Source organism: Neptuniibacter marinus (assembly GCF_001597725.1).
GTDB lineage: Bacteria > Pseudomonadota > Gammaproteobacteria > Pseudomonadales > Balneatricaceae > Neptuniibacter > Neptuniibacter marinus.
Map to the genome: position 1 here is coordinate 17883 of NZ_LUTR01000029.1, position 20204 is coordinate 38086.

A 20204-nucleotide genomic window follows, 5' to 3' on the forward strand; every position below is an offset into this window, starting at 1 on the left:
ACGGTTGGTACTACGCTTGTAGTACTGGCCGTATTTAACCGTTTTTAAGGACCAACTATGCCTCTTACACGCAAAGAAGCCATGACAACCGCTCATGTTCTTAGTGAAGCAATGCCCTACATTCAGCGCTTCGTGGGAAAAACCATCATCATTAAATATGGTGGCAATGCCATGATCGACGAAAAGCTACAAAACAGCTTTGCTCGCGATATAGTAATGATGAAACTGATAGGCATAAACCCCATCGTAGTCCACGGCGGAGGCCCGCAGATTGGCGAATTACTTAATGACCTAAACATTGAGTCCCACTTTATTAACGGCATGCGCGTCACCGACTCCAAAACGATGGATGTTGTTGAAATGGTATTAGGCGGTGCAGTTAATAAACAGATCGTCGGACTTATTAATAACAATGGTGGTCAAGCGATCGGTTTAACCGGTAAAGACGGTAAACTCCTACAAGCTAAAAAATTGCGTATAGAACACAAAACACCTGATATGGAAGCTCCAGAGATCGTCGACATTGGTCACGTAGGTGAAGTATCTAGTGTCAACGTGAGTGTTTTAGATATGCTGGTAAACTCCAATATTATTCCCGTTATTGCCCCTATTGGAGTAGGCTCAGACGGCGCCTCTTATAATATCAACGCCGACTTAGTTGCAGGAAAAGTTGCCGAAGTCATGCAAGCAGAAAAACTAATTCTGCTAACCAATATCGCAGGCTTAATGGATAAAGATGGCAACATCCTTACCGGTTTAACTACCCACGAAGTCGATGAACTAATCAACGATGGTACTATCTATGGCGGCATGCTACCTAAAATCGGCTGCGCACTCAGCGCAGTAAAAAATGGCGTAACAAGCGCACATATTATTGATGGCCGAGTAGAGCACTCATGCATGTTAGAGATTTTCACCGATGAAGGTGTTGGTACATTGATTACCAATCGTGGTTAGAGGCAAGACAATGAACGACAACGAAAAACTTTCTCGGCGTGAGCAGATATTGCAATCACTAGCTCACATGCTTGAAAGCCCAGGACAAAAAATAACAACCGCCGCACTAGCCAAAGAAGTAGGCGTGTCTGAAGCTGCGCTCTATAGGCACTTCCCAAGCAAAGCACGTATGTTTGAGGGATTAATTGGCTTTATTGAAGAAACTGTCTTCAGTCGTGTAACGGTGATTACACAGGTTGAGCCTGACGGCATAAAGCAATGCGAGCAAGTACTTACACTTACGCTAGCCTTCGTAGAACGAAATCCTGGCATGGCGCGTATTTTAACGGGTGAAGCACTTGCAGGTGAAACAGACCGGCTGCGTCAACGTATTAACCAGTTTTTTGAACGCTTAGAAACTCAACTTAAGCAGATTCTACGTGAAGCAGAAGCCAAACATGGTTTACGCACAAAAACGACCGCAGGTGCGTCAGCTAATCTAATGCTATCTACAACAGAAGGTAGAATTAGACAGTTTGTCCGGAGTGATTTCCGTAAAAAGCCTACCGAACAATGGCAAGAGCAATGGCCTCGCCTAGCTGAAGGCATTTTTCGCCAAGCTTAATGACTAAAAAGCTAAAGGGAGATCGCTATCTCCCTTTTTTATTCCAGTTAGCGCTCGACCCTATCTTAGAATAAACAGATTTCATGGACATACTTTTAGAACAAAGCACTCTGCTGCTCCTCTCTTTAGTGGCCAACACTCTGTCAGCCATGGCCGGCGGAGGCGCAGGGCTACTCCAGCTCCCCGTCCTGCTTTTTTTAGGACTTAGCTTTAGCACAGCACTCGCCACTCACAAAATAGCCAGTGTCGCTTTAGGTATAGGTGCAACGCTGCGTCATATAAAAGAGGGACATTTAGATTATCGTTTCTGTGGATATATTCTTTTATGCGGCTTACCCGGCGTAGTACTTGGGGCAGACATAATCTTAAGAATACCTGAAGGCTGGACTATTCTCAGCCTAGGCATTCTAACAACAGGCTTAGGCATCTATTCCCTACTGCAAAAATCTTTAGGGCTGACTGAAGAGCCCCGAAATAGAAACCGCCGAGGCATGATTATTGGTGGCTTAGTCCTTTTCATTATCGGCGCGCTAAACGGCTCGCTAACCTCCGGAACAGGGCTTTTTGTCACAATCTGGTTAGTGCGCTGGTTCGGCCTAGAATACAAAACAGCGGTAACTTACGTTCTGATATTAGTCGGCCTTTTCTGGAACTCTACTGGTGCACTTACGGTTTCGCTCCAGCAAGCTCCCCGCTGGGATTGGCTTGCCGCACTGCTTATAGGCGCAACAGCAGGCTCATACTTAGGAGCGCATTTAGCCATTACCCAAGGAAACAAACTGGTAAAGCGAGCATTTGAAGCACTGACGATGCTCGTAGGCATCAAGCTTATCGTAGATGGCACGTCAATTCTTTCTAATGTTTTATAGCGACAGGCATAGAGACACAATGCCCCTCTTTACTATCGCAAGGTTGATCAACCTTGGGCGGACTGATCATTAGGCGTGTTTGGGAGCGTAAGCTCAAAAGTTCAGAGGCAGAAACTAATTTAATATTTAACTCTGCCAAGATCGGAATAACTTCAGATAAGTAAGCGATAGTTTCAGGGTAAGGATGACCTATGACAACTGCATGGCCTTGTGTAACAGCTAAGCTCAAGGCCTGCTTAAACTGGTTATGAATATAAGCACGATGAGGCTGATTATCTAAAAAAACATCTCTAATCAAATAAGGAATCTTATATTCATGAGCAAGCTGCCAAGCTACTGTATTAGGTGTTGTTAAACTATCGATAAAAAACATATTCCTTTCACGTATAACCGACATAACAATATCCATTCTCTGTCGATCTTCCGTTAAAAGGCTACCCATATGGTTATTCATACCGACAACATGAGGTATTGAATCTAAGTCTTCATTTAAAATCTGATTCACTTGCTGCAAACTATGTTGCTGTGTCAGTGCACCCGGCCCTAAACGCAGCCCTGCCTTATTCTCCATAGGCGCATGAAGAATAACCTCCTTACCTAAACCATAAGCCGTTTGAGCCAATTCAAAAGAATAAGGAGTATGTGGAAGAAATGCATAAGTGATCACCCCTGGCAATTTTATGGCCGCCAGCCCCTTCTCTTTGTTATCCCCAATATCATCAATAATAATAACCATAACGGGGTCTTCATTAGTAAATGCTTGATTCGCAACCACATTGCTGACAAGACCTATAGGCGATGCCAGTAAAAACAGAAGCAATAATTTATTAACGAAGCCCATCATTACTTCTGGACGATCACTAGAGCTTTTAACAGATTCAGCGCTTCATAAAGTTGATAGTCCTGAGCCGCGAGCCCTGCCACATCAGCATCAGTCTTATCAGTTTTACTTTCATCACCATTTTCTAAATGGCCACTTAGATCTCTTTCTTTCAAATATTCAGGGCCATTATCCCGTAGAGTAATATCTGCATCTTTTACCTCTATATCAGGCTTAATACCTTGCGCTTGAATCGAACGCCCTGCAGGCGTGTAATAACGAGCAGTAGTCAGTTTTAATGCACGTTCTTTGGTCAACGGCAGTACCGTTTGAACTGAACCTTTCCCAAAACTCGGCAATCCCATAATAACCGCCCGCTTTTGATCTTGCAGCGCACCTGCGACAATTTCTGAAGCAGAAGCAGAGCCTCCATTAATTAATACCACCATCGGTAGATCGGGTACTAATGTATCTTGCGTTGCGCCAAAACGTTGCTCAGAATCAGGCAGTCGCCCTTTGGTATAAACAATCAACCCATCATTTAAGAAAGTATTACCAATATCAACAGCGGCCTGAAGCACACCTCCTGGATTATTTCTCAAATCCAGAACCACCCCTTTAAGGTCATTTTTCATTAAGCGCTTAAGGTGTTTATTAACCTCTTTACCTGAATCGACTTGAAACTGCGATACACGCAAATAGGCTATATTGTCATCAAGCATCCGGCTTTTAACACTGGCAACCTGGATAACATCCCGTATTACTTCAATCTCAAGGGGTTTATCTTCCCCTTGACGTACTACCGTTAAAATTATCTTGCTGCCGGGCTTGCCGCGCATTAACTCTACAGCTTTGCTCAGATCCATCCCCTGCACAGCGTGATCATCAAGTTTAGTAATTAAATCTCCCGATTTAACTCCCGCCCTTTGTGCAGGTGTATCATCGATCGGTGTAATGACACGGACAAAACCATCTTCAATTCCAACTTCTATACCTAGGCCTCCAAACTCACCGCTTGTATGAGCTTGAAGATCTTCAAATTCACTAGGTTCTAAATAAGCAGAATGGGGATCAAGACCAGCAATCATGCCTCGTAATGCATCCTCTAATAATTGCGCATCATCAACAGGCTCAACATAGGAAGACTTGATGCGCTGAAAAACCTCAGTAAACAACCGCAATTCATCAAGTGGTAAAACTTTTTCGCTTTTAACTTCTTCAGCATCAGGAACAGGCGCTTCGGCAGCAATGACAGATAATGACAAACATCCGCTCATAGCTATACTTATAAGACTGTTTTTTAACCCGCCAGACATAAACACTGACTTCATAATCCATTCCCTTATCAATTATCGACTTAACCAACGCTGAGGGTTACTTGGTTTACCTTTGTAACGTATAGCAAAATAGAGCCCGCTTACTTCATGCCCACCACTATTACCAGCAGTTGCAACAGTATCACCCACGGAAACCCAATCACCCGTTTCAAGCAACAAGCTCTGGTTGTAACCGTAAAGACTCATATAGCCAGAACCATGATCAATGATCAACACTAGACCATACCCGCGTAACCAGTCCGAAAAAACAACTCGACCATGATGTACAGCCTTAACCGGCGCGGCTTCATTAGCATTAATCCATATCCCATCATAACGGATATTATTACGGACAGAGCCAAAAGTCTGCTTAACTTTACCTTTTAACGGCCAAGGCAGCTTACCTTTAAGCTGAGAAAACTTCTTATCGTCTTTAATTAAACTCGAAAAATTAAGACTCTTCTCAATTTCACGCAGTACCGCCTGCAATCTTTTTTGGTCTAATTTGAGCTGTTTAAGCTGTTGCTCATCTGACGAAAGAGTTTTACGCAACTGCGCTAAAGTTTCTTTCCGCTGACTTCTTGATGCCCGAAGCGCAGTCACTTCGCTCTTCAATTCATCACGTTTTAAGACCATTTTCTTTTCAGTTTCGGTCAGTTCACGCTCTGTGCCACCAAGTAAAGCTAATTTTTTTGTAAACGCCTGCATATCATTACGCAGTTCATCATTTATAAAATCATAATAGCGAATCATTCGATCTAAGGTTTCCGGATCTCGCTGTGTCAGCAGCAACTGTAAACGAGCTTGATTACCCATTTTATACTGCTGAGCTACCTGCTGTTCGATCAACTCAGCTCTCTTTTTTAGTTCTGCCTTCAGAGCATCCCTTTTTTCTTCTAAATCTTCCGCATGCTCACTTAAGCCACTCAACTGCTTATCTAAAGCCTGAATTTGACGAGCGAGTTTACCTATAGCAACCTCACTTTTTCTCAGTTCGCCACTCAATTGACGAGACTCTCCTTCCTGCTGACGCATATTTTTTTGTAGCGAAGAGATTCGAGAGGAAAGTTGTTTAATCTGCTTTTCAGTCAACACTTGTTTGTCGGCTGCCTGAAGAGCCGAAGCAAGTAGTCCAAAACAGACCAACGAACTAAGAAGAACGAGAACGCGCAACATATAATTTTCTAAAGAAAAAGGGATAATATTTTATCCCTTTTTTCAGTTACAACTTAAAACGATGCCAATGAATTGCCGCTCATCTCTGCAGGCTTTTCAAGATCCATCATCGCCAATAAGGTTGGAGCTAAATCACATAAGGCCCCATCCGATAAAGTTAAATTATTTTTCCTTGGTCCATCATAGATAAGCGCAACAGGCCAATTAGTATGGGAGGTATGAGGCTGCCCAGTCTCAGGGTTTACCATTAATTCAACATTACCATGATCGGCTGTAATTAAGGCTTCGCCGCCCACCTCTTCCAAAGCGGCGAGTACCTGCTTCACACTTTCATCAAGAACTTCACACGCCTTCACTGCCGCATCAAATTTGCCTGTATGTCCAACCATATCACCATTAGCAAAGTTACAAACGATCAAGTCATATTTGCCACTTTTGATCGCTTCAACCAATTTAGCAGTCACTTCAGGGGCACTCATTTCTGGCTGTAGGTCATAGGTGGCAACATCTGGAGAAGGCACAAGGATACGATCTTCTCCAAGGTACTTATCCTCTTCCCCGCCATTAAAGAAAAACGTTACATGCGCATACTTTTCAGTTTCAGCGATACGAAGCTGAGTTTTACCTAACCCAGATAAATACTCACCTAGATCGTTAGTGATTTTTTGCGGCGGATAAGCGCAGTCTGCATCAATATCGGCTGCATATTGAGTCAAAGTCACAAAACTAGATAATTCTGGGCGTTTTGCACGTTCAAAACCAGCGAAGCTATCTTCAGTAAACGCTCGGGTAATTTCACGTGCACGGTCGGGACGAAAATTAGCACAAATAACTGTATCGCCGTCACTAATAGCGCCCACCGGCAATCCTTGGTTATCAGTGATCACTGTCGCCTGAACAAACTCATCATTTTCATCACGCGTGTAGGCATCGGCTAACGCATCTAATGCGCTCAAAGCCTGACAAGGGGCCTTATCTGATGTCATTGCATCATAACCCAGCTGCACGCGGTCCCAGCGGTTATCACGATCCATGCTGTAATAACGCCCAACCACGGAAGCGATAACACCAACACCTAATTCAGCTAGTTTAGCTTCCGTCAGCTCAATAGATGGTTTAGCAGAACGGGGCGGCATGTCACGACCATCTAGTATGGCATGTATATATACCTGCTTGGCACCACGTTTAACGGCCATCTCAACCAATGCTAGAATATGCTCTTCATGGCTATGTACACCACCAGGTGACAGCAAGCCCAGAATATGCACAGCTTTATCAGCAGAAATTGCAGCATCCATCCCTTTAGTTAAAGCCCTATTCTCAAAGAAGTCACCATCATTTATCGCTTTAGATATGCGAGTGAAGTTTTGATAAACAATTCGCCCAGCGCCGATATTCATATGACCTACTTCAGAATTACCCATTTGACCATCAGGTAAGCCGACCGCCAAGCCTGATGTTTGAATTCTTGAGTTAGGGTTATCTGATAGCAGCTTATCCCAAACAGGTGTATTTGCTGCTTGAATAGCGGATGACTCTGAACTTTCAACACCATAACCATCAAGAATAATTAGTGCTTTCGTTGCGCGCTTTTGTGTCATATCTGCCAAATTCTGTAATTAACGATAATAAAATGGCTCATAATTTTACTGCGAAAGCCCTAACAACGCCATGAATGAACAGGAGGAAAGCAATAAATAATCAAAATTCGACACTTTACTCTACATATCCCCTTATACCGTCAAAAAACGCAAGGTATACTATTGCCCACTTTTAGTGGATCAATAGCATCCTTAGTTTTTTATCGGCCCAAACTTAAGCGGCCTCATCTGGATACGTAATGGACCAATTTATCGAATTTATCAGCAACCACCCTCTTATGGTTGCAGCTTGGGTTTTAACGCTAGGCATGTTTCTCTTTTATGAGCGCAGTAAATCAGGCAAGGCTGTCACTCCTGCTCAAGCAACCAGCCTCATTAATAAAGAAAATGCTGTCGTTCTAGATATTCGCCCCAAAAAAGAGTGGTCTACTGGCCATATTACTGGTGCGAAGCACATCCCTCTTTCAGATCTTGATCACAGAATTGATGAGCTTTCCAAATATCAGCAACGTCCTGTTATAGTCGTATGCAATCTAGGCCAAGCAGCTGGTACCGCTACGCGTAAGTTAAAAACAGCAGGGTTTGAAAATGCGGTTCGCCTATCTGGCGGTATGACTGAATGGAAGAGTCAAAGCCTTCCTATAATAAAAAGTAAATAATATGAAAGATGTAACGATCTATACAACAAAATGGTGCCCATTTTGTATTCGCGCCAAAAAGCTACTTGAACACAAAGAGATCAACTACACAGAAATAAAAGTGGATGGCGATCAAGCTAAGCGCCAAGAGATGACCGAATTAAGCGGCGGTCGTACCGTTCCACAAATTTTCATTGGTGATACACCTATTGGTGGCTGCGATGAAATATTTGCCCTTGAGCGCCAAGGCAAATTAGATGCATTGATAAACGCCAACTAAATATAAAACGCAAAGGAACTAACATGGCCGATAACGAACAAAATACAGCAGCACAAGAAGAACAGGGACCACAATTTGCGGTTCAGCGTGTTTACATTAAAGACGCTTCTTTTGAATCACCTAACTCACCTGAAATTTTCATGAGCCCATGGAAGCCAGAAGTTGGTTTAGAGATGAACACCCAAACAAATCAAGTGGGTGAAAATGCATTTGAAGTTGTATTAACGCTAACCGTAACTGTTAAAAACGATGAGAAAACGGCTTTCTTGGTTGAACTACAACAAGCCGGTATCTTTGCTGTTTCAGGCTTAGGCGAACAAGAGATGCACCATACTCTGGGTGCGTTCTGCCCTAGCATTTTATTCCCTTATGCACGTGAAGCTATCGATGCAATGGTTATCAAAGCCAGCTTCCCTGCACTAATGTTAGCACCTGTTAACTTTGATGCTTTATATGCTCAACAGATGGCTCAAGCGCAGCAAGAAGCATCTGAAGCACAGCACTAAGTATTAGTACACTTATAAAAAAAGAGCCTAATTGTAAAATTAAGCTCTTTTTTTATATCTAACAAATAGTCTCTAACAGTATCATCAGTCCCGCCGCTACGGACCCATCTCGCCCTTGGCCGTTGCAACAGCTGCAGCTTTACGCTTAACTTTATAATTAAGCCAGCCCACAAGATCTGTCCACATTTTATCTATATCTTTTTTCTTCGGCATAATCCCTGCGTAAGGAAGCTCAATAGTCACGACGGGAATATTTTTCACAAACCAACCATAGTTACCTAAAGAGCCAGGATAAGTACCCAACTGACGTAAGTGCAAAGGCCCTAGCTTTCTGGGCGGTTGAATCCCACCATCAAAATCAAGAATCCCATGAGGAGCATGCACCGATACAATCACTGTCGGTTTATAACTATCAATAAGCTCATGTATCACACGGCTTTCAGGCTCACTTAAGGGCTGATGCCCTGGATAGTAACGCAGTCGCTTCTTAGCTTGCTTTTGCCAATGTACTAAAGGTTCTGGGAACTCTGGTGCAGGTAAAAAATTACGATTTAAATCAACTTTATTGGCATTTACGCGAGTCGATTTACGCTGTAATAAACCATCCGGATTAAGTACTGGTAAAAAGTACCAATCAAACTTCCCACTGTGATGTTTATGAAGCGTATTCAGCCATTTAAAGGTAACACTCACACTAGAATATTCATCTCCATGAATCCCTCCAATAAATAAAATACGAGGAGCATCTTCATTGCCTTCACGGGCAGGAAAATGAGTTTCTAAAATTGCATGACCATTAACTGAAAAAAAACGAGGTTCGTTATATTGATGAGTTAGGCACTCCTTCTCAGAAACACTTGCCAGTTTACGCCCAACCGCTTGACACAGGCTTTTAACATCATCATTCACTGCCGCCACTGGTAGTGGGACACACAGCATTGTTAGCGTAAAAAAAGACAGGAAGTATTTAATCATGTAAAAATCCAGCAGCACTCAACCATTGCTTGCAAATTGACCAAATTTCGCATTCTAACATGATTTTAAAGAAAGACTTTGAAGAATCTCTTCTGCTTTACCTGCGTCAATCACACCCTGCATAGACCTTGCAGCAATGGGTACGCTACTGACTAAAGCAGTAGCAGGTATAGATATCCGCTCATCACCGATAATATCTATCTGATCCGATAGAACAACAATGGGAAATACCTGATTTTGGAGCGCCCTAATATTAATCTGCTGCTCAGGAGTTCCCAATATTGAAATATTACGGTTACGATAATCGATCAGACCAAGGCGAAAAACCTGACCTTCGCACTCTGCCACATAAGATTCAATTTTAGTAAAAATAAAAGCATGCTGCATAGAGCAACTCCACCCAAGAGCGTATAAAACGACTATAGCTGATTAACTTTCCTCAGCACCGGAAAAACCTAACTGACGCCAAGCCTCATATACAACTACAGCACAAGCGTTAGACAAATTAAGGCTACGACTATCAGCCATCATTGGCAGCTTAATCCATTGATCTTCAGGTAAGGATTCACGCACATCAACAGGCAAGCCTCTTGTTTCTGGCCCTAGCAATAACATATCCCCTTCTGAAAAGTCGGCATCTACATGCATCCGGCTGCCCTTAGTCGTTAGCGCCCAAACTTTACGCGGTTTAATTTCAGCTAAACACGCTGCTAGATCCTTATGTACTTTTATGGCTGCAAATTCATGATAATCCAAACCAGCCCGACGTAAACGCTTGTCATCGATATCAAAACCTAAAGGTTCAACCAAATGGAGATGAAAACCCGTATTGGCACACAAACGGATAATATTGCCGGTGTTCGGCGGGATTTCTGGTTCAAAAAGTACAACGTGTAACATAAAAAATCCCCGCAACGTTTAAGATGCAGGGATTATATAGGAAACTATAAATGAAAGGTGTAGTTATACAAGGTTAGTGCTAAGCGGCACTATCTTGAGAATCGCTTTTATCATCATCCATACCCAGTTCTTTAATTTTACGAGTTAAGGTATTACGTCCCCAGCCCAGTAGCTCTGAAGCATCACGTCGACGCCCCGCAGTATGCTTCAATGCGGTTTCAATCATGATTTTCTCAAACGCTGGAACAGCTGAATCCAATAAATTCCGCTGCCCCAAGCTGAGCTGCTGATCTGCCCAATTTCTTAGGGACTGCTCCCAATTACTTCCAGCAACTGGCTCTCCGCCCGCCTGCTCCATTAACTCCGGTGGCAGGTCATCAATCAACACTTCACGGCCTGTTGCCATAACTGTTAACCAGCGGCAAGTATTTTCAAGCTGACGGACATTGCCAGGCCAAGCGAGATTACAGATATAGTTTTCTGTATCTGTATTAAGAATTTTAGGCTCAACGCTTAACTCTTCCGCAGATGTTTGCAAGAAATGCCGTGCTAAACGGGGAATATCTTCTCTACGCTGAGACAGGGTAGGTAGATGAACACGAATCACGTTTAGACGATGGAATAGATCTTCACGGAAACGCCCTTCTTCAACAAGCTTTTCCAGATTCTGATGTGTCGCAGCGATAATACGCACATCAACTTTTACTGCTGTATGCCCACCTACACGATAAAACTCACTATCAGCTAATACACGCAACAATCGAGTTTGCGCATCTGCTGGCATATCTCCGATCTCATCCAGAAACAGCGTACCACCATCCGCCTGCTCAAAACGCCCACGGCGTGCTGCGGCTGCACCAGTAAAGGCGCCTTTTTCATGACCAAACAACTCGGACTCAATAAGATCATGAGGAATAGCAGCCATATTTAAAGGAATAAAGGGCCGATCTCTTCTTGGACTATGCTTGTGCAGAGCATGAGCTACCAACTCTTTACCTGTACCCGATTCGCCATTAATAAGAACCGTAATATTCGATTGTGATAATCGTCCAATGGCACGAAAGACCTCCTGCATTGCAGGCGCCTCACCAATAATTTCCGTATTATCTTCTAATACCTGCTCCGCAACTTGCTGGCGCTGCTCAATCGCATGAGCCAGTGCTCGTTTAGCCAATGCAACGGCGTCATCTACATCAAATGGTTTTGGCAGATACTCAAAGGCACCGCCTTGATAAGAAGCAACCGCAGACTCTAAATCTGAGTGCGCGGTCATAATAATAATTGGCACTTCAGGATGACTCTCCTGAATACGCTCTAGCATCTGCAAGCCATCGGTTCCTGGCATACGAATATCACTAATTATCGCATCCGGTGTATCTTTACTTAATCTGGATAACAGAGAATCAGCGGTTTCAAAAGCTTCAGTATATAAACCTTCAGCAGCTAACGCTTTCTCTAGGACCCAACGAATAGATCTATCATCATCAACAATCCAAACTTTACATGGTAGATTCATTGTTAAGCTCCAAAGGGATTAAAAGTTGAAATCTAGTTTCACCAGGGCGTGTTTCACACTCAATCAGCCCTTGGTGTTGATTAATAATTGACTGAGCAATCGACAACCCAAGCCCAGTTCCTTCAGCACGCCCACTTACCATGGGATAAAATATCTTACTGAGGATATCTTCTGGAATACCTGGACCATTATCGATAATTTCGACACTACAAACTAAACGATGCTTTTCCGCGCCTAAAGTTACTTGTCGGAAAGCACGTGTTCTAATCTTAATAGTAGGTACATCTACATCTACATCTACATCTACATCTACATCTACATCTACATCTACATCTGCGCTCAGTATCGCCTGCATACTGTTACGTAGAATATTAAGCATAGCTTGAATTAACTGCTCTGCATCGCCCATAAATTCTGGAATACTTGGGTCGTAATCCCGCTGAAGAAGAATCTCACCTTTAGTTTCAGCTTCGATTAGGTGGCAAACTCTTTCTAAGACAGCGTGAATATTAATCATTTTCATATTAGGGAGTTTTCTCGGCCCCAACAGACGATCAACTAGGTTACGAAGCCTGTCAGCTTCTTCAATAATGACATGGGTATAATCATGCAGACTAGGATCATGAAGCTCACGTTCAAGGAGTTGCGCAGCTCCACGAATTCCCCCTAAAGGGTTTTTAATTTCATGCGCTAGCCCTCGCACTAAAGAGCGAGCTGTATCATGTTGAGTCAAAAGATCCTCTTCCCTCTCAATACGCATCAAGCGATCTCTTGATTCAATCTCAATCAGCAATTGCTGCCCTTCAGGTGTAATCAAAGGATTGATACTGTAATCCACAGTGAGCGTTGCACCACTTAACGTAACAATTTTCGCTTCTCTATGGGTATATGGATGACCGGTCGCTAAACACTCTTGTAAATCTTTCTGCTCCACCGCACACAACGAAAACCACTCAGCTATATTAAGTTGACTCAAACGGCGCATACTTGCTTCCAACAGCATTTCAGCCGCTGGATTCGCATATTCAACCACCATACTTTCATCCAACAAAACAACTGCGGTTGATAGGTTTTCCAAAATCTGTTTATGTAACTCTATTTTTGCCATTAGCCTGCACTCAATATCCGTAAGATTACTACTGCAAAAAGCAAACCAATTTGAATTAATACAAAAAAAATAGCCGCAGGGCGCACCATTACTATATCTAAATCATTATAAGTCTAGCCTAGATAATGCAACACGCCCCATATTGGTGCAAGCCAATATATTGAGTCATTCCCGCCTACACTAACCACCCCTTCAAGCCACCTTATTAAAAGCCTCCCATGAAAATACTCAACTAAAAGCCAAAAACAAAAAAGCCTCCACTAGGGAGGCTTTTTCAGCGAAAGTTTAACTTATACAGAGTAGTACAGGTCAAATTCAACTGGGTGAGTTGTCATGTTCACTTTCTCAACTTCTTCACGTTTAAGCTCGATAAAAGCATCAATCATGTCATTAGTAAACACGTTACCTTTAGTCAAAAATTCACGATCTTCATCCAAAGCGTTAAGCGCTTCTTCTAAAGAGCTAGCAACTGTTGGAATTTCAGCCGCTTCTTCAGCAGGTAGATCATATAGGTCTTTATCTGCAGCATCGCCAGGGTGAATCTTATTCTGGATACCGTCTAGGCCAGCCATCATCAATGCAGCAAAGCATAGGTATGGGTTAGCAGATGGATCAGGGAAACGCGTTTCAACACGACGTGCTTTTGGGTTTGTAACGTAAGGAATACGGATAGACGCAGAACGGTTACGTGCAGAGTACGCAAGCATTACAGGTGCTTCAAAACCAGGAACTAAACGCTTATAAGCGTTAGTTGATGAGTTAGTTAACGCATTCAACGCTCTAGCGTGCTTGATAATACCGCCAATGTAATAAAGCGACATTTCGCTCATGCCCGCGTAGGCATCACCAGCAAACAAGTTAACGCCATCTTTAGAAAGAGACATATGAACGTGCATACCAGAGCCATTATCACCAACAAGTGGTTTAGGCATAAATGTAGCTGTTTTCCCGTAAGCATGGGCAACGTTATGTACACAATACTTAAGAATCTGCACTTCATCAGCTTTAGCTGTAAGCGTGTTTGGACCTACACCAATTTCACACTGGCCCGCTGTCGCTACTTCATGGTGATGTACTTCAATATGAAGATCCATTGCTTCCATCGCATCACACATAGCGCCACGTAAGTCATGCAAGGAATCGATTGGAGGTACTGGGAAATAACCACCTTTAACACGTGGACGATGACCCGTGTTTCCGCCTTCAATACTATGACTAGAAGACCAAGATGCTTCTTCAGAGTCAATAGAGTATCCACAACCACTGATATCAGCGTGCCATTTAACAGCATCAAATACGAAGAATTCTGGCTCAGGACCAAACATAGCAGTGTCAGCAATACCTGTAGACTTTAGGTACTCTTCTGCACGTTTAGCAACAGAACGTGGATCACGCTCGTAACCTTGACCTGTAGCAGGCTCAACGATATCACAACGAACAATAACGGTCGTTGCTTCAGAAAATGGATCTAGAACAGATGCACTGTCATCAGGCATAAGAATCATGTCAGATTCATTGATGCCCTTCCAACCGGAAATGGAAGAGCCATCGAACATTTTGCCTTCTTCAAAGAAGTCATCACCCATATCGGAAACAGGGATAGTAACGTGCTGCTCTTTACCATGAGAATCAGTGAAACGCATATCGATCCACTTAGCTTCGCTTTCTTTGATCAGATTCAGAGTCTTCTCTGACATGTGACTTTCTCCACTTTGTAATTACCAGGCCGATATTAGCTCAGCCTTGAGAAATCAGAATTATAAAATCAGCGAGAATTCAAGCAAGTAATATACCAAAAAGCCACCACTAAGAGCTTCCCGAAATTACTGGCATTACAACGAAAACACCAAAAGCCAGACGCACCAAAAAAAATCACTCGCAACACAATGTGCGCTATATTGGTGCAAATAACAATTAACCTGAGCTTCCACCATGATTCTTGCTTTTATAATCATACTCCAACAGATACGCAAAAACCTAGCGCAAACGCGAGTTTTAGATACAGATCGACCTAGAGATTGATGATCATCACCCCTTATTGATCTTTAAACACACTTTTAGTCCCTTTTGTCTCAGAAATATGCGGTATTTTCTGCATAAATCCGTATAATTCCGCATTCGCAAAAAAATATCTCACAGGTATACACACGTGATTGAAAAGCTAAGAAATATCGCCATCATTGCGCACGTTGACCACGGTAAAACAACCTTGGTTGACAAGCTGCTTTCCCAATCAGGCACATTGGGTCGTCGTGATGAAGGTACTGAGCGCATCATGGACTCCAATGATCAGGAGAAAGAGCGCGGCATTACCATTCTGGCAAAAAATACAGCCATTACATGGAACGACTACCGCATCAACATCGTTGATACTCCTGGACACGCAGACTTTGGTGGAGAAGTTGAACGCGTACTTTCCATGGTTGACTGTGTATGCCTTTTGGTAGACGCGGTAGATGGCCCAATGCCACAAACCCGCTTCGTCACCCAAAAAGCCTTTGACCAAGGCTTACGCCCAATCGTTGTTGTCAACAAGGTTGACCGCCCTGGCTCTCGTCCAGATTGGGTTATCGACCAAGTTTTCGAGCTTTTCGACAGCTTGGGCGCCACCGATGAGCAACTCGACTTCCCTGTTGTTTACGCATCTGCATTAAATGGTATCGCAGGCCCAGAGCCTGATGATATGGCCGATGATATGACACCTCTATTTGAGGCTATTGTCGAGCATGTCACACCGCCGCAAGTTGACCTTGATGGTCCGTTGCAGATGCAGGTTTCTGCCCTAGACTACAACAGCTACCTTGGCGTTATCGGCGTTGGCCGTGTAACCCGCGGTACTATGAAGATCAACACTCAGGTAAAAGTGATCGACCGTGAAGGAAAAATTCGCAGCGGACGCATTCTAAAAGTCATGGGTTACCATGGACTTGAGCGTATAGATGTAGAAAGCGCAACTGCGGGTGATATTATCTGCGTTACAGGTATAGACGAGCTAAACATTTCGGACACTATTTGTGATCCTGAAAAAGTTGAAGCCCTAACAGCCTTAAGCGTCGATGAGCCAACGGTATCGATGACATTCCAAGTGAATGACTCTCCATTTGCTGGCCAAGATGGTAAATACGTAACAAGCCGAAATATCAAAGAACGCTTAGAACGGGAACTTATTCATAACGTTGCCCTTCGTGTTGAAGACGGCGAAACTCCTGAAAAATTCAAAGTATCAGGCCGTGGTGAATTACATCTATCCGTTCTGATAGAAACCATGCGCCGTGAAGGCTTTGAACTTGGCGTATCTCGTCCTGAAGTAGTTCAAAAAGAGGTCGATGGCGAAATCCACGAGCCTTACGAAGATGTAATGATCGACGTAGAAGATGAGCATCAAGGTGCAATCATCGAAGAGTTAGGTAAACGTAAAGGCGATATGACCAATATGGAAGTAGATGGCAAAGGACGCTCGCGTCTTAGCTTCATCATCCCTTCCCGTGGTCTGATCGGCTTCCGCTCCCTGTTCTTAACAATGACTTCAGGCACAGGCATCATGACGTCTGTATTTGACCACTATGGTCCCGTTAAAGCAGGCGAAGTTGAAAGCCGAAATAACGGCGTATTAGTGTCAATGGTGACAGGTAAAGCACTAGGCTATTCTCTTTGGAACCTGCAGAGCCGTGGCCGCCTATGTATTGAACCCAACGTTGATGTTTACGAAGGCATGCTTCTAGGCATTCACAGCCGCAGTAACGATTTAGCTGTTAACCCTATTAAAGGTAAGCAGCTCACCAACGTACGTGCGTCCGGTACTGATGAGAACATTCAATTAACACCTCCGATTAAATTCACGCTCGAACAGGCACTGGATTTCATTGAAGATGACGAATTAGTTGAAGTAACGCCTAATTTCATTCGCTTACGCAAGAAACTACTTAAAGAAAACGAGCGTAAACGCGCTAAAAATAAGTAGATCTTCAGATCTAAGAGGCAGCCCCATTGGCTGCCTTTTTTTTCATTTCAACGTAGATTGCCACACCTCTCCTCTTTATACTGCTGTGCATACAGCAATAGATAGCGGAGACATAATGCGCACCCTGTATCCCGAAATTAGCTCTTACCATAAGCTTAATCTTCCGGTAGATGACCTTCACACCCTTTATATTGAAGAAAGCGGTAACCCTAAAGGGATACCCGTGATTTTCATTCATGGTGGCCCTGGCGGCGGTACAAGCTCCGCGCATCGTCGATTTTTCAATCCTGAAAAATATAGAATCATATTGTTTGATCAACGTGGCTGTGGTCGCTCAACACCCCACTCAGAGCTACATAAAAATACGACAAATAATTTACTGGAGGATATGGAAAAAATAAGAAAGCACCTATCTATCGAACAATGGCTTTTATTTGGTGGCTCATGGGGCTCCACCCTCAGTCTGCTATATGCGCAAGCCTTTCCCGATAAAGTATTAGGGCTGATTTTACGCGGTATATTTTTATGTCGAAAACAAGATATCCAATGGTTCTATCAACGTGGCGCTAGCGCTATCTTCCCCGACTACTGGAAAGAGTACCAGCACCCTATCCCTACAGCTGAACGTCACGATATGCTAAGCGCGTACTATAAACGCTTAACCTCAGATAATGAGATAGCCCGCATGTCCGCAGCAAAAGCTTGGTCAATATGGGAAGGCCGCTGCTCTACAATTGATCCAAATACAGACATTGTTGATCACTTTGGCGATCCTCACTTCGCCTTAGCCATGGCTAGAATTGAAGCTCATTACTTTATTAATAACGCCTTTATTGACGAAAACCAGATTCTTAATAACTGCGAATCTATTAAAGAGATCAACACAACAATTATCCACGGTCGATACGATATGGTCTGCCCTATAGAACAAGCCCAAGCTCTCCATGATCGACTACCTAATTCAAAATTCCATATAGTTCGCGATGCAGGTCACTCCGCTTTTGAAAAAGGCATTACAGACAATTTAATTAAGACAACTGACGATTTCGCTCTCTCTCTGGCGTAACTAGGAATTGATAATAAAAATGAAAGCACTTATACAGCGCGTAAGTTCCGCCTCGGTACACATTGATGGCAACTCAGTCGGCCAAATAGAACAAGGGATATTACTTTTGTTAGGAATTGAAAAGGGAGATACATTCCAAGCAGCCGACAAGCTTCTACAAAAAATTTTGGCCTACCGAGTATTTTCAGATAAAGAGGGAAAAATGAATCTTGACCTTCAACAAACCGAAGGAGGGCTACTCATCGTTTCACAATTCACTCTTGTTGCAGATACAAAAAAGGGATTACGACCAGGGTTTTCGGCAGGAGCTTCTCCACAATTAGGCGAGGAACTCTATAATTACTTTATCGAACAAGCTAAACGCTTACACCCGATCGTTGAAACAGGCCGTTTCGGTGCAGATATGCAGGTCCACTTAATAAATAACGGACCCGTTACATTTTGGTTAGAGAGCTAATCAGCTTTCAACCTACGCAAAAAGGCTTTAGCTTCTGAATTATCATCTAAAGGCCGATTTAAACGGGACGCTTTGTAATGATCATTAAAAATTGAAAAGTAAGCCGATAGTATCTCCGCCCCCTTAATATCATTTACTTGCTGTAGCATCAATGCAGCAACCTCAGCTGTACAAAGCTGCCCATCAACGGCAGCTTTGCGCAAATGGTAGTTAGAGGAAGCGACCACATCAGGTTCGATCACGGGTAGATGATCAAGAAATCGACTCAGACGAAACATTCTTCGAGCTTGACGCCAAGTACCGTCCAAGACGATAAACACTGGGCGCTTCCCCTTTTTCGGCTCATACTTCACCATTCTACCTTCATAGCCCTCCCCCTCAGGAAACACAACATAAGGATCTAACTGCGGATCCGTAATAGCACGGAGCAGCTCATCAGAAGGTTCTGTCCTAGACCACTCAAAACGTCTTGTATCAGCAATACAATCCTCAATTAAACGCCCTGTGTTAGTTGGTTTGAACCCCTCATTATGATGCATTAACAAAAAAAACTGGGCTTCTGACTGATAGGACATTTTAAAATCACAAATACAGACATGAGCAGCTAATAAACAGGATCGACAGCGAAGAACACGAGATCCTCGAGCAACAAAAGGTTTTGGTGGATACATAAATTACTGCAACGTTAAAGAAGAGGTAGAAACATCAGGAGTGAATAACTGATTATCCACACCCCAATCTAATGCTAAAGATCCTCGATGGATAAGGTAGAGCATCTGATGCAATTCATCATAAGTTAAAACACTGGCAGCAAAAGGGTCTTCATCATCAATAAAGAACAATATACGGTAACGTCCATCCTGATGGCTTACATCCAATCGACATAATAGAGATGGGTCTTCGGCAAGCAAGTCCTCACTCTCTCGATCAACCTGCAGTCCTTGACGGGCGCTATCATGGTGAAACTGAGCAAGGTCAGACTTAAGCTGAACCGGAGCTCCAGCAATATCACTCGATGTTTTCTCAATTAACCCTGCCGCTGCCGATAAAAGACGCAGAACAAGCTTACGTGTTAACCAAAAATCGACTCTCTGTAGATCATTACCAAGATTACCCACCATCAAAATACGATCTTCAATATGATCATATTTAAATGTAAACGCAGCGACATTTAACATTAAGAATACTCGTAGTCCATAACAACTAAATGGATATTAAAAACATGTAATATAGGGAGTGATCAGTAGCAATGATAACAAAAATTAGAACATAAACGCATCTTGCATAACACTCCTAAGCAACCTAACACAACTACTAAAAGGTAGCAGTACTTCCTAAGCCCTAACCAAAGCCCCACAAAGTCGTCCCAAGCCCCAGACGCAAAAAACCCCGGCTACGTAGTAACCGGGGTTTCTCTAAATAAATGCTTGGCGATGACCTACTCTCACATGAGG

The 20204-nt window shown here is 43.2% G+C and carries 21 protein-coding genes; 9 read left to right on the top strand and 12 right to left on the bottom strand.

Annotated elements, in window-relative coordinates; all coding sequences use genetic code 11:
- Positions 1–57: 57 nt before the first annotated feature.
- The 3 genes from argB to A3774_RS14760 all read left to right on the top strand — a co-directional run bounded on the left by argB (position 58) and on the right by A3774_RS14760 (position 2430).
- Complete coding sequence (argB, locus tag A3774_RS14750) at positions 58–957, top strand: acetylglutamate kinase (RefSeq protein WP_067869305.1); 900 nt, start codon at positions 58–60, stop codon at positions 955–957.
- Positions 958–967: 10 nt separating this feature from the next.
- Positions 968–1561: a nucleoid occlusion factor SlmA gene (slmA, locus tag A3774_RS14755; RefSeq protein WP_067869308.1), complete on the top strand. Its 594-nt coding sequence runs from the start codon at positions 968–970 to the stop codon at positions 1559–1561.
- A gap of 83 nt (positions 1562–1644) precedes the next feature.
- Complete coding sequence (locus A3774_RS14760; protein ID WP_067869311.1) at positions 1645–2430, top strand: sulfite exporter TauE/SafE family protein; 786 nt, start codon at positions 1645–1647, stop codon at positions 2428–2430.
- On the opposite strand, the gene A3774_RS14765 is transcribed toward A3774_RS14760, so the two are convergent.
- From A3774_RS14765 to gpmI, 4 genes are read right to left on the bottom strand one after another with little or no spacing between them, the layout of a single operon-like run.
- Positions 2417–3274 carry a divergent polysaccharide deacetylase family protein gene (locus tag A3774_RS14765; RefSeq protein WP_067869314.1) on the bottom strand — a complete coding sequence of 286 codons (858 nt, stop codon included), beginning with the start codon at positions 3272–3274 and terminating at the stop codon, positions 2417–2419. The two genes, A3774_RS14760 and A3774_RS14765, sit on opposite strands and share 14 nt — an antisense overlap.
- On the bottom strand, positions 3274–4581 hold the full coding sequence (locus A3774_RS14770; protein WP_082792460.1) for a S41 family peptidase: 1308 nt from the start codon (positions 4579–4581) through the stop codon (positions 3274–3276). Before A3774_RS14770 ends, A3774_RS14765 begins: the two co-directional genes overlap by 1 nt.
- Positions 4582–4599: 18 nt before the next feature.
- Entirely contained in the window at positions 4600–5742 is a 1143-nt protein-coding gene (locus A3774_RS14775) for a murein hydrolase activator EnvC family protein (protein WP_067869316.1), read from the bottom strand.
- A 53-nt stretch (positions 5743–5795) separates the two neighbouring features.
- Positions 5796–7343 carry a 2,3-bisphosphoglycerate-independent phosphoglycerate mutase gene (gene gpmI, locus A3774_RS14780; RefSeq protein WP_067869319.1) on the bottom strand — a complete coding sequence of 516 codons (1548 nt, stop codon included), beginning with the start codon at positions 7341–7343 and terminating at the stop codon, positions 5796–5798.
- Positions 7344–7582: 239 nt separating this feature from the next.
- Here gpmI and A3774_RS14785 point away from each other — a divergent pair, with 239 nt between their 5' ends.
- Genes A3774_RS14785 through secB form a run of 3 tightly spaced genes read left to right on the top strand, consistent with a single transcriptional unit; the run spans position 7583 to position 8767 of the window.
- Positions 7583–8002 carry a rhodanese-like domain-containing protein gene (locus A3774_RS14785; protein ID WP_067869322.1) on the top strand — a complete coding sequence of 140 codons (420 nt, stop codon included), beginning with the start codon at positions 7583–7585 and terminating at the stop codon, positions 8000–8002.
- Between the two features lies 1 nt (position 8003).
- On the top strand, positions 8004–8261 hold the full coding sequence (gene grxC, locus A3774_RS14790) for a glutaredoxin 3 (protein WP_067869325.1): 258 nt from the start codon (positions 8004–8006) through the stop codon (positions 8259–8261).
- Positions 8262–8284: 23 nt separating this feature from the next.
- Complete coding sequence (secB, locus tag A3774_RS14795; protein WP_067869328.1) at positions 8285–8767, top strand: protein-export chaperone SecB; 483 nt, start codon at positions 8285–8287, stop codon at positions 8765–8767.
- A 96-nt stretch (positions 8768–8863) separates the two neighbouring features.
- Here the strand turns inward: secB and A3774_RS14800 are convergent, their stop codons facing one another.
- The 6 genes from A3774_RS14800 to glnA form a co-directional block, all read right to left on the bottom strand.
- Entirely contained in the window at positions 8864–9742 is an 879-nt protein-coding gene (locus tag A3774_RS14800) for a M14 family zinc carboxypeptidase (protein ID WP_067869331.1), read from the bottom strand.
- A gap of 54 nt (positions 9743–9796) precedes the next feature.
- Positions 9797–10129, bottom strand: coding sequence for a hypothetical protein (locus tag A3774_RS14805; RefSeq protein WP_067869334.1), 333 nt, complete (start codon positions 10127–10129; stop codon positions 9797–9799).
- Positions 10130–10171: 42 nt separating this feature from the next.
- On the bottom strand, positions 10172–10642 hold the full coding sequence (trmL, locus tag A3774_RS14810; protein ID WP_067869337.1) for a tRNA (uridine(34)/cytosine(34)/5-carboxymethylaminomethyluridine(34)-2'-O)-methyltransferase TrmL: 471 nt from the start codon (positions 10640–10642) through the stop codon (positions 10172–10174).
- 79 nt (positions 10643–10721) lie between these two features.
- Positions 10722–12158, bottom strand: a complete 1437-nt coding sequence (glnG, locus tag A3774_RS14815; protein WP_067869341.1) for a nitrogen regulation protein NR(I) — start codon at positions 12156–12158, stop codon at positions 10722–10724.
- Positions 12142–13266, bottom strand: coding sequence for a nitrogen regulation protein NR(II) (gene glnL / locus A3774_RS14820; protein ID WP_067869344.1), 1125 nt, complete (start codon positions 13264–13266; stop codon positions 12142–12144). The genes glnG and glnL overlap by 17 nt, the downstream gene beginning before the upstream one ends.
- Before the next feature lie 290 nt (positions 13267–13556).
- Entirely contained in the window at positions 13557–14963 is a 1407-nt protein-coding gene (gene glnA / locus A3774_RS14825; RefSeq protein ID WP_067869347.1) for a glutamate--ammonia ligase, read from the bottom strand.
- A 452-nt stretch (positions 14964–15415) separates the two neighbouring features.
- Between glnA and typA the strand changes: the two genes are divergently transcribed.
- From typA to dtd, 3 genes are all read left to right on the top strand, one after another.
- Entirely contained in the window at positions 15416–17227 is a 1812-nt protein-coding gene (typA, locus tag A3774_RS14830) for a translational GTPase TypA (RefSeq protein ID WP_067869351.1), read from the top strand.
- Between the two features lie 115 nt (positions 17228–17342).
- Complete coding sequence (gene pip / locus A3774_RS14835) at positions 17343–18293, top strand: prolyl aminopeptidase (protein WP_067869354.1); 951 nt, start codon at positions 17343–17345, stop codon at positions 18291–18293.
- 19 nt (positions 18294–18312) lie between these two features.
- Positions 18313–18750, top strand: a complete 438-nt coding sequence (gene dtd, locus A3774_RS14840; RefSeq protein ID WP_067869357.1) for a D-aminoacyl-tRNA deacylase — start codon at positions 18313–18315, stop codon at positions 18748–18750.
- Here dtd and A3774_RS14845 read toward each other — a convergent pair.
- On the bottom strand, positions 18747–19421 hold the full coding sequence (locus A3774_RS14845; protein ID WP_067869361.1) for a tRNA-uridine aminocarboxypropyltransferase: 675 nt from the start codon (positions 19419–19421) through the stop codon (positions 18747–18749). The two genes, dtd and A3774_RS14845, sit on opposite strands and share 4 nt — an antisense overlap.
- Positions 19422–19424: 3 nt before the next feature.
- Positions 19425–19928 carry a hypothetical protein gene (locus A3774_RS14850; protein ID WP_067869364.1) on the bottom strand — a complete coding sequence of 168 codons (504 nt, stop codon included), beginning with the start codon at positions 19926–19928 and terminating at the stop codon, positions 19425–19427.
- Between the last annotated feature and the right edge of the window lie 276 nt (positions 19929–20204).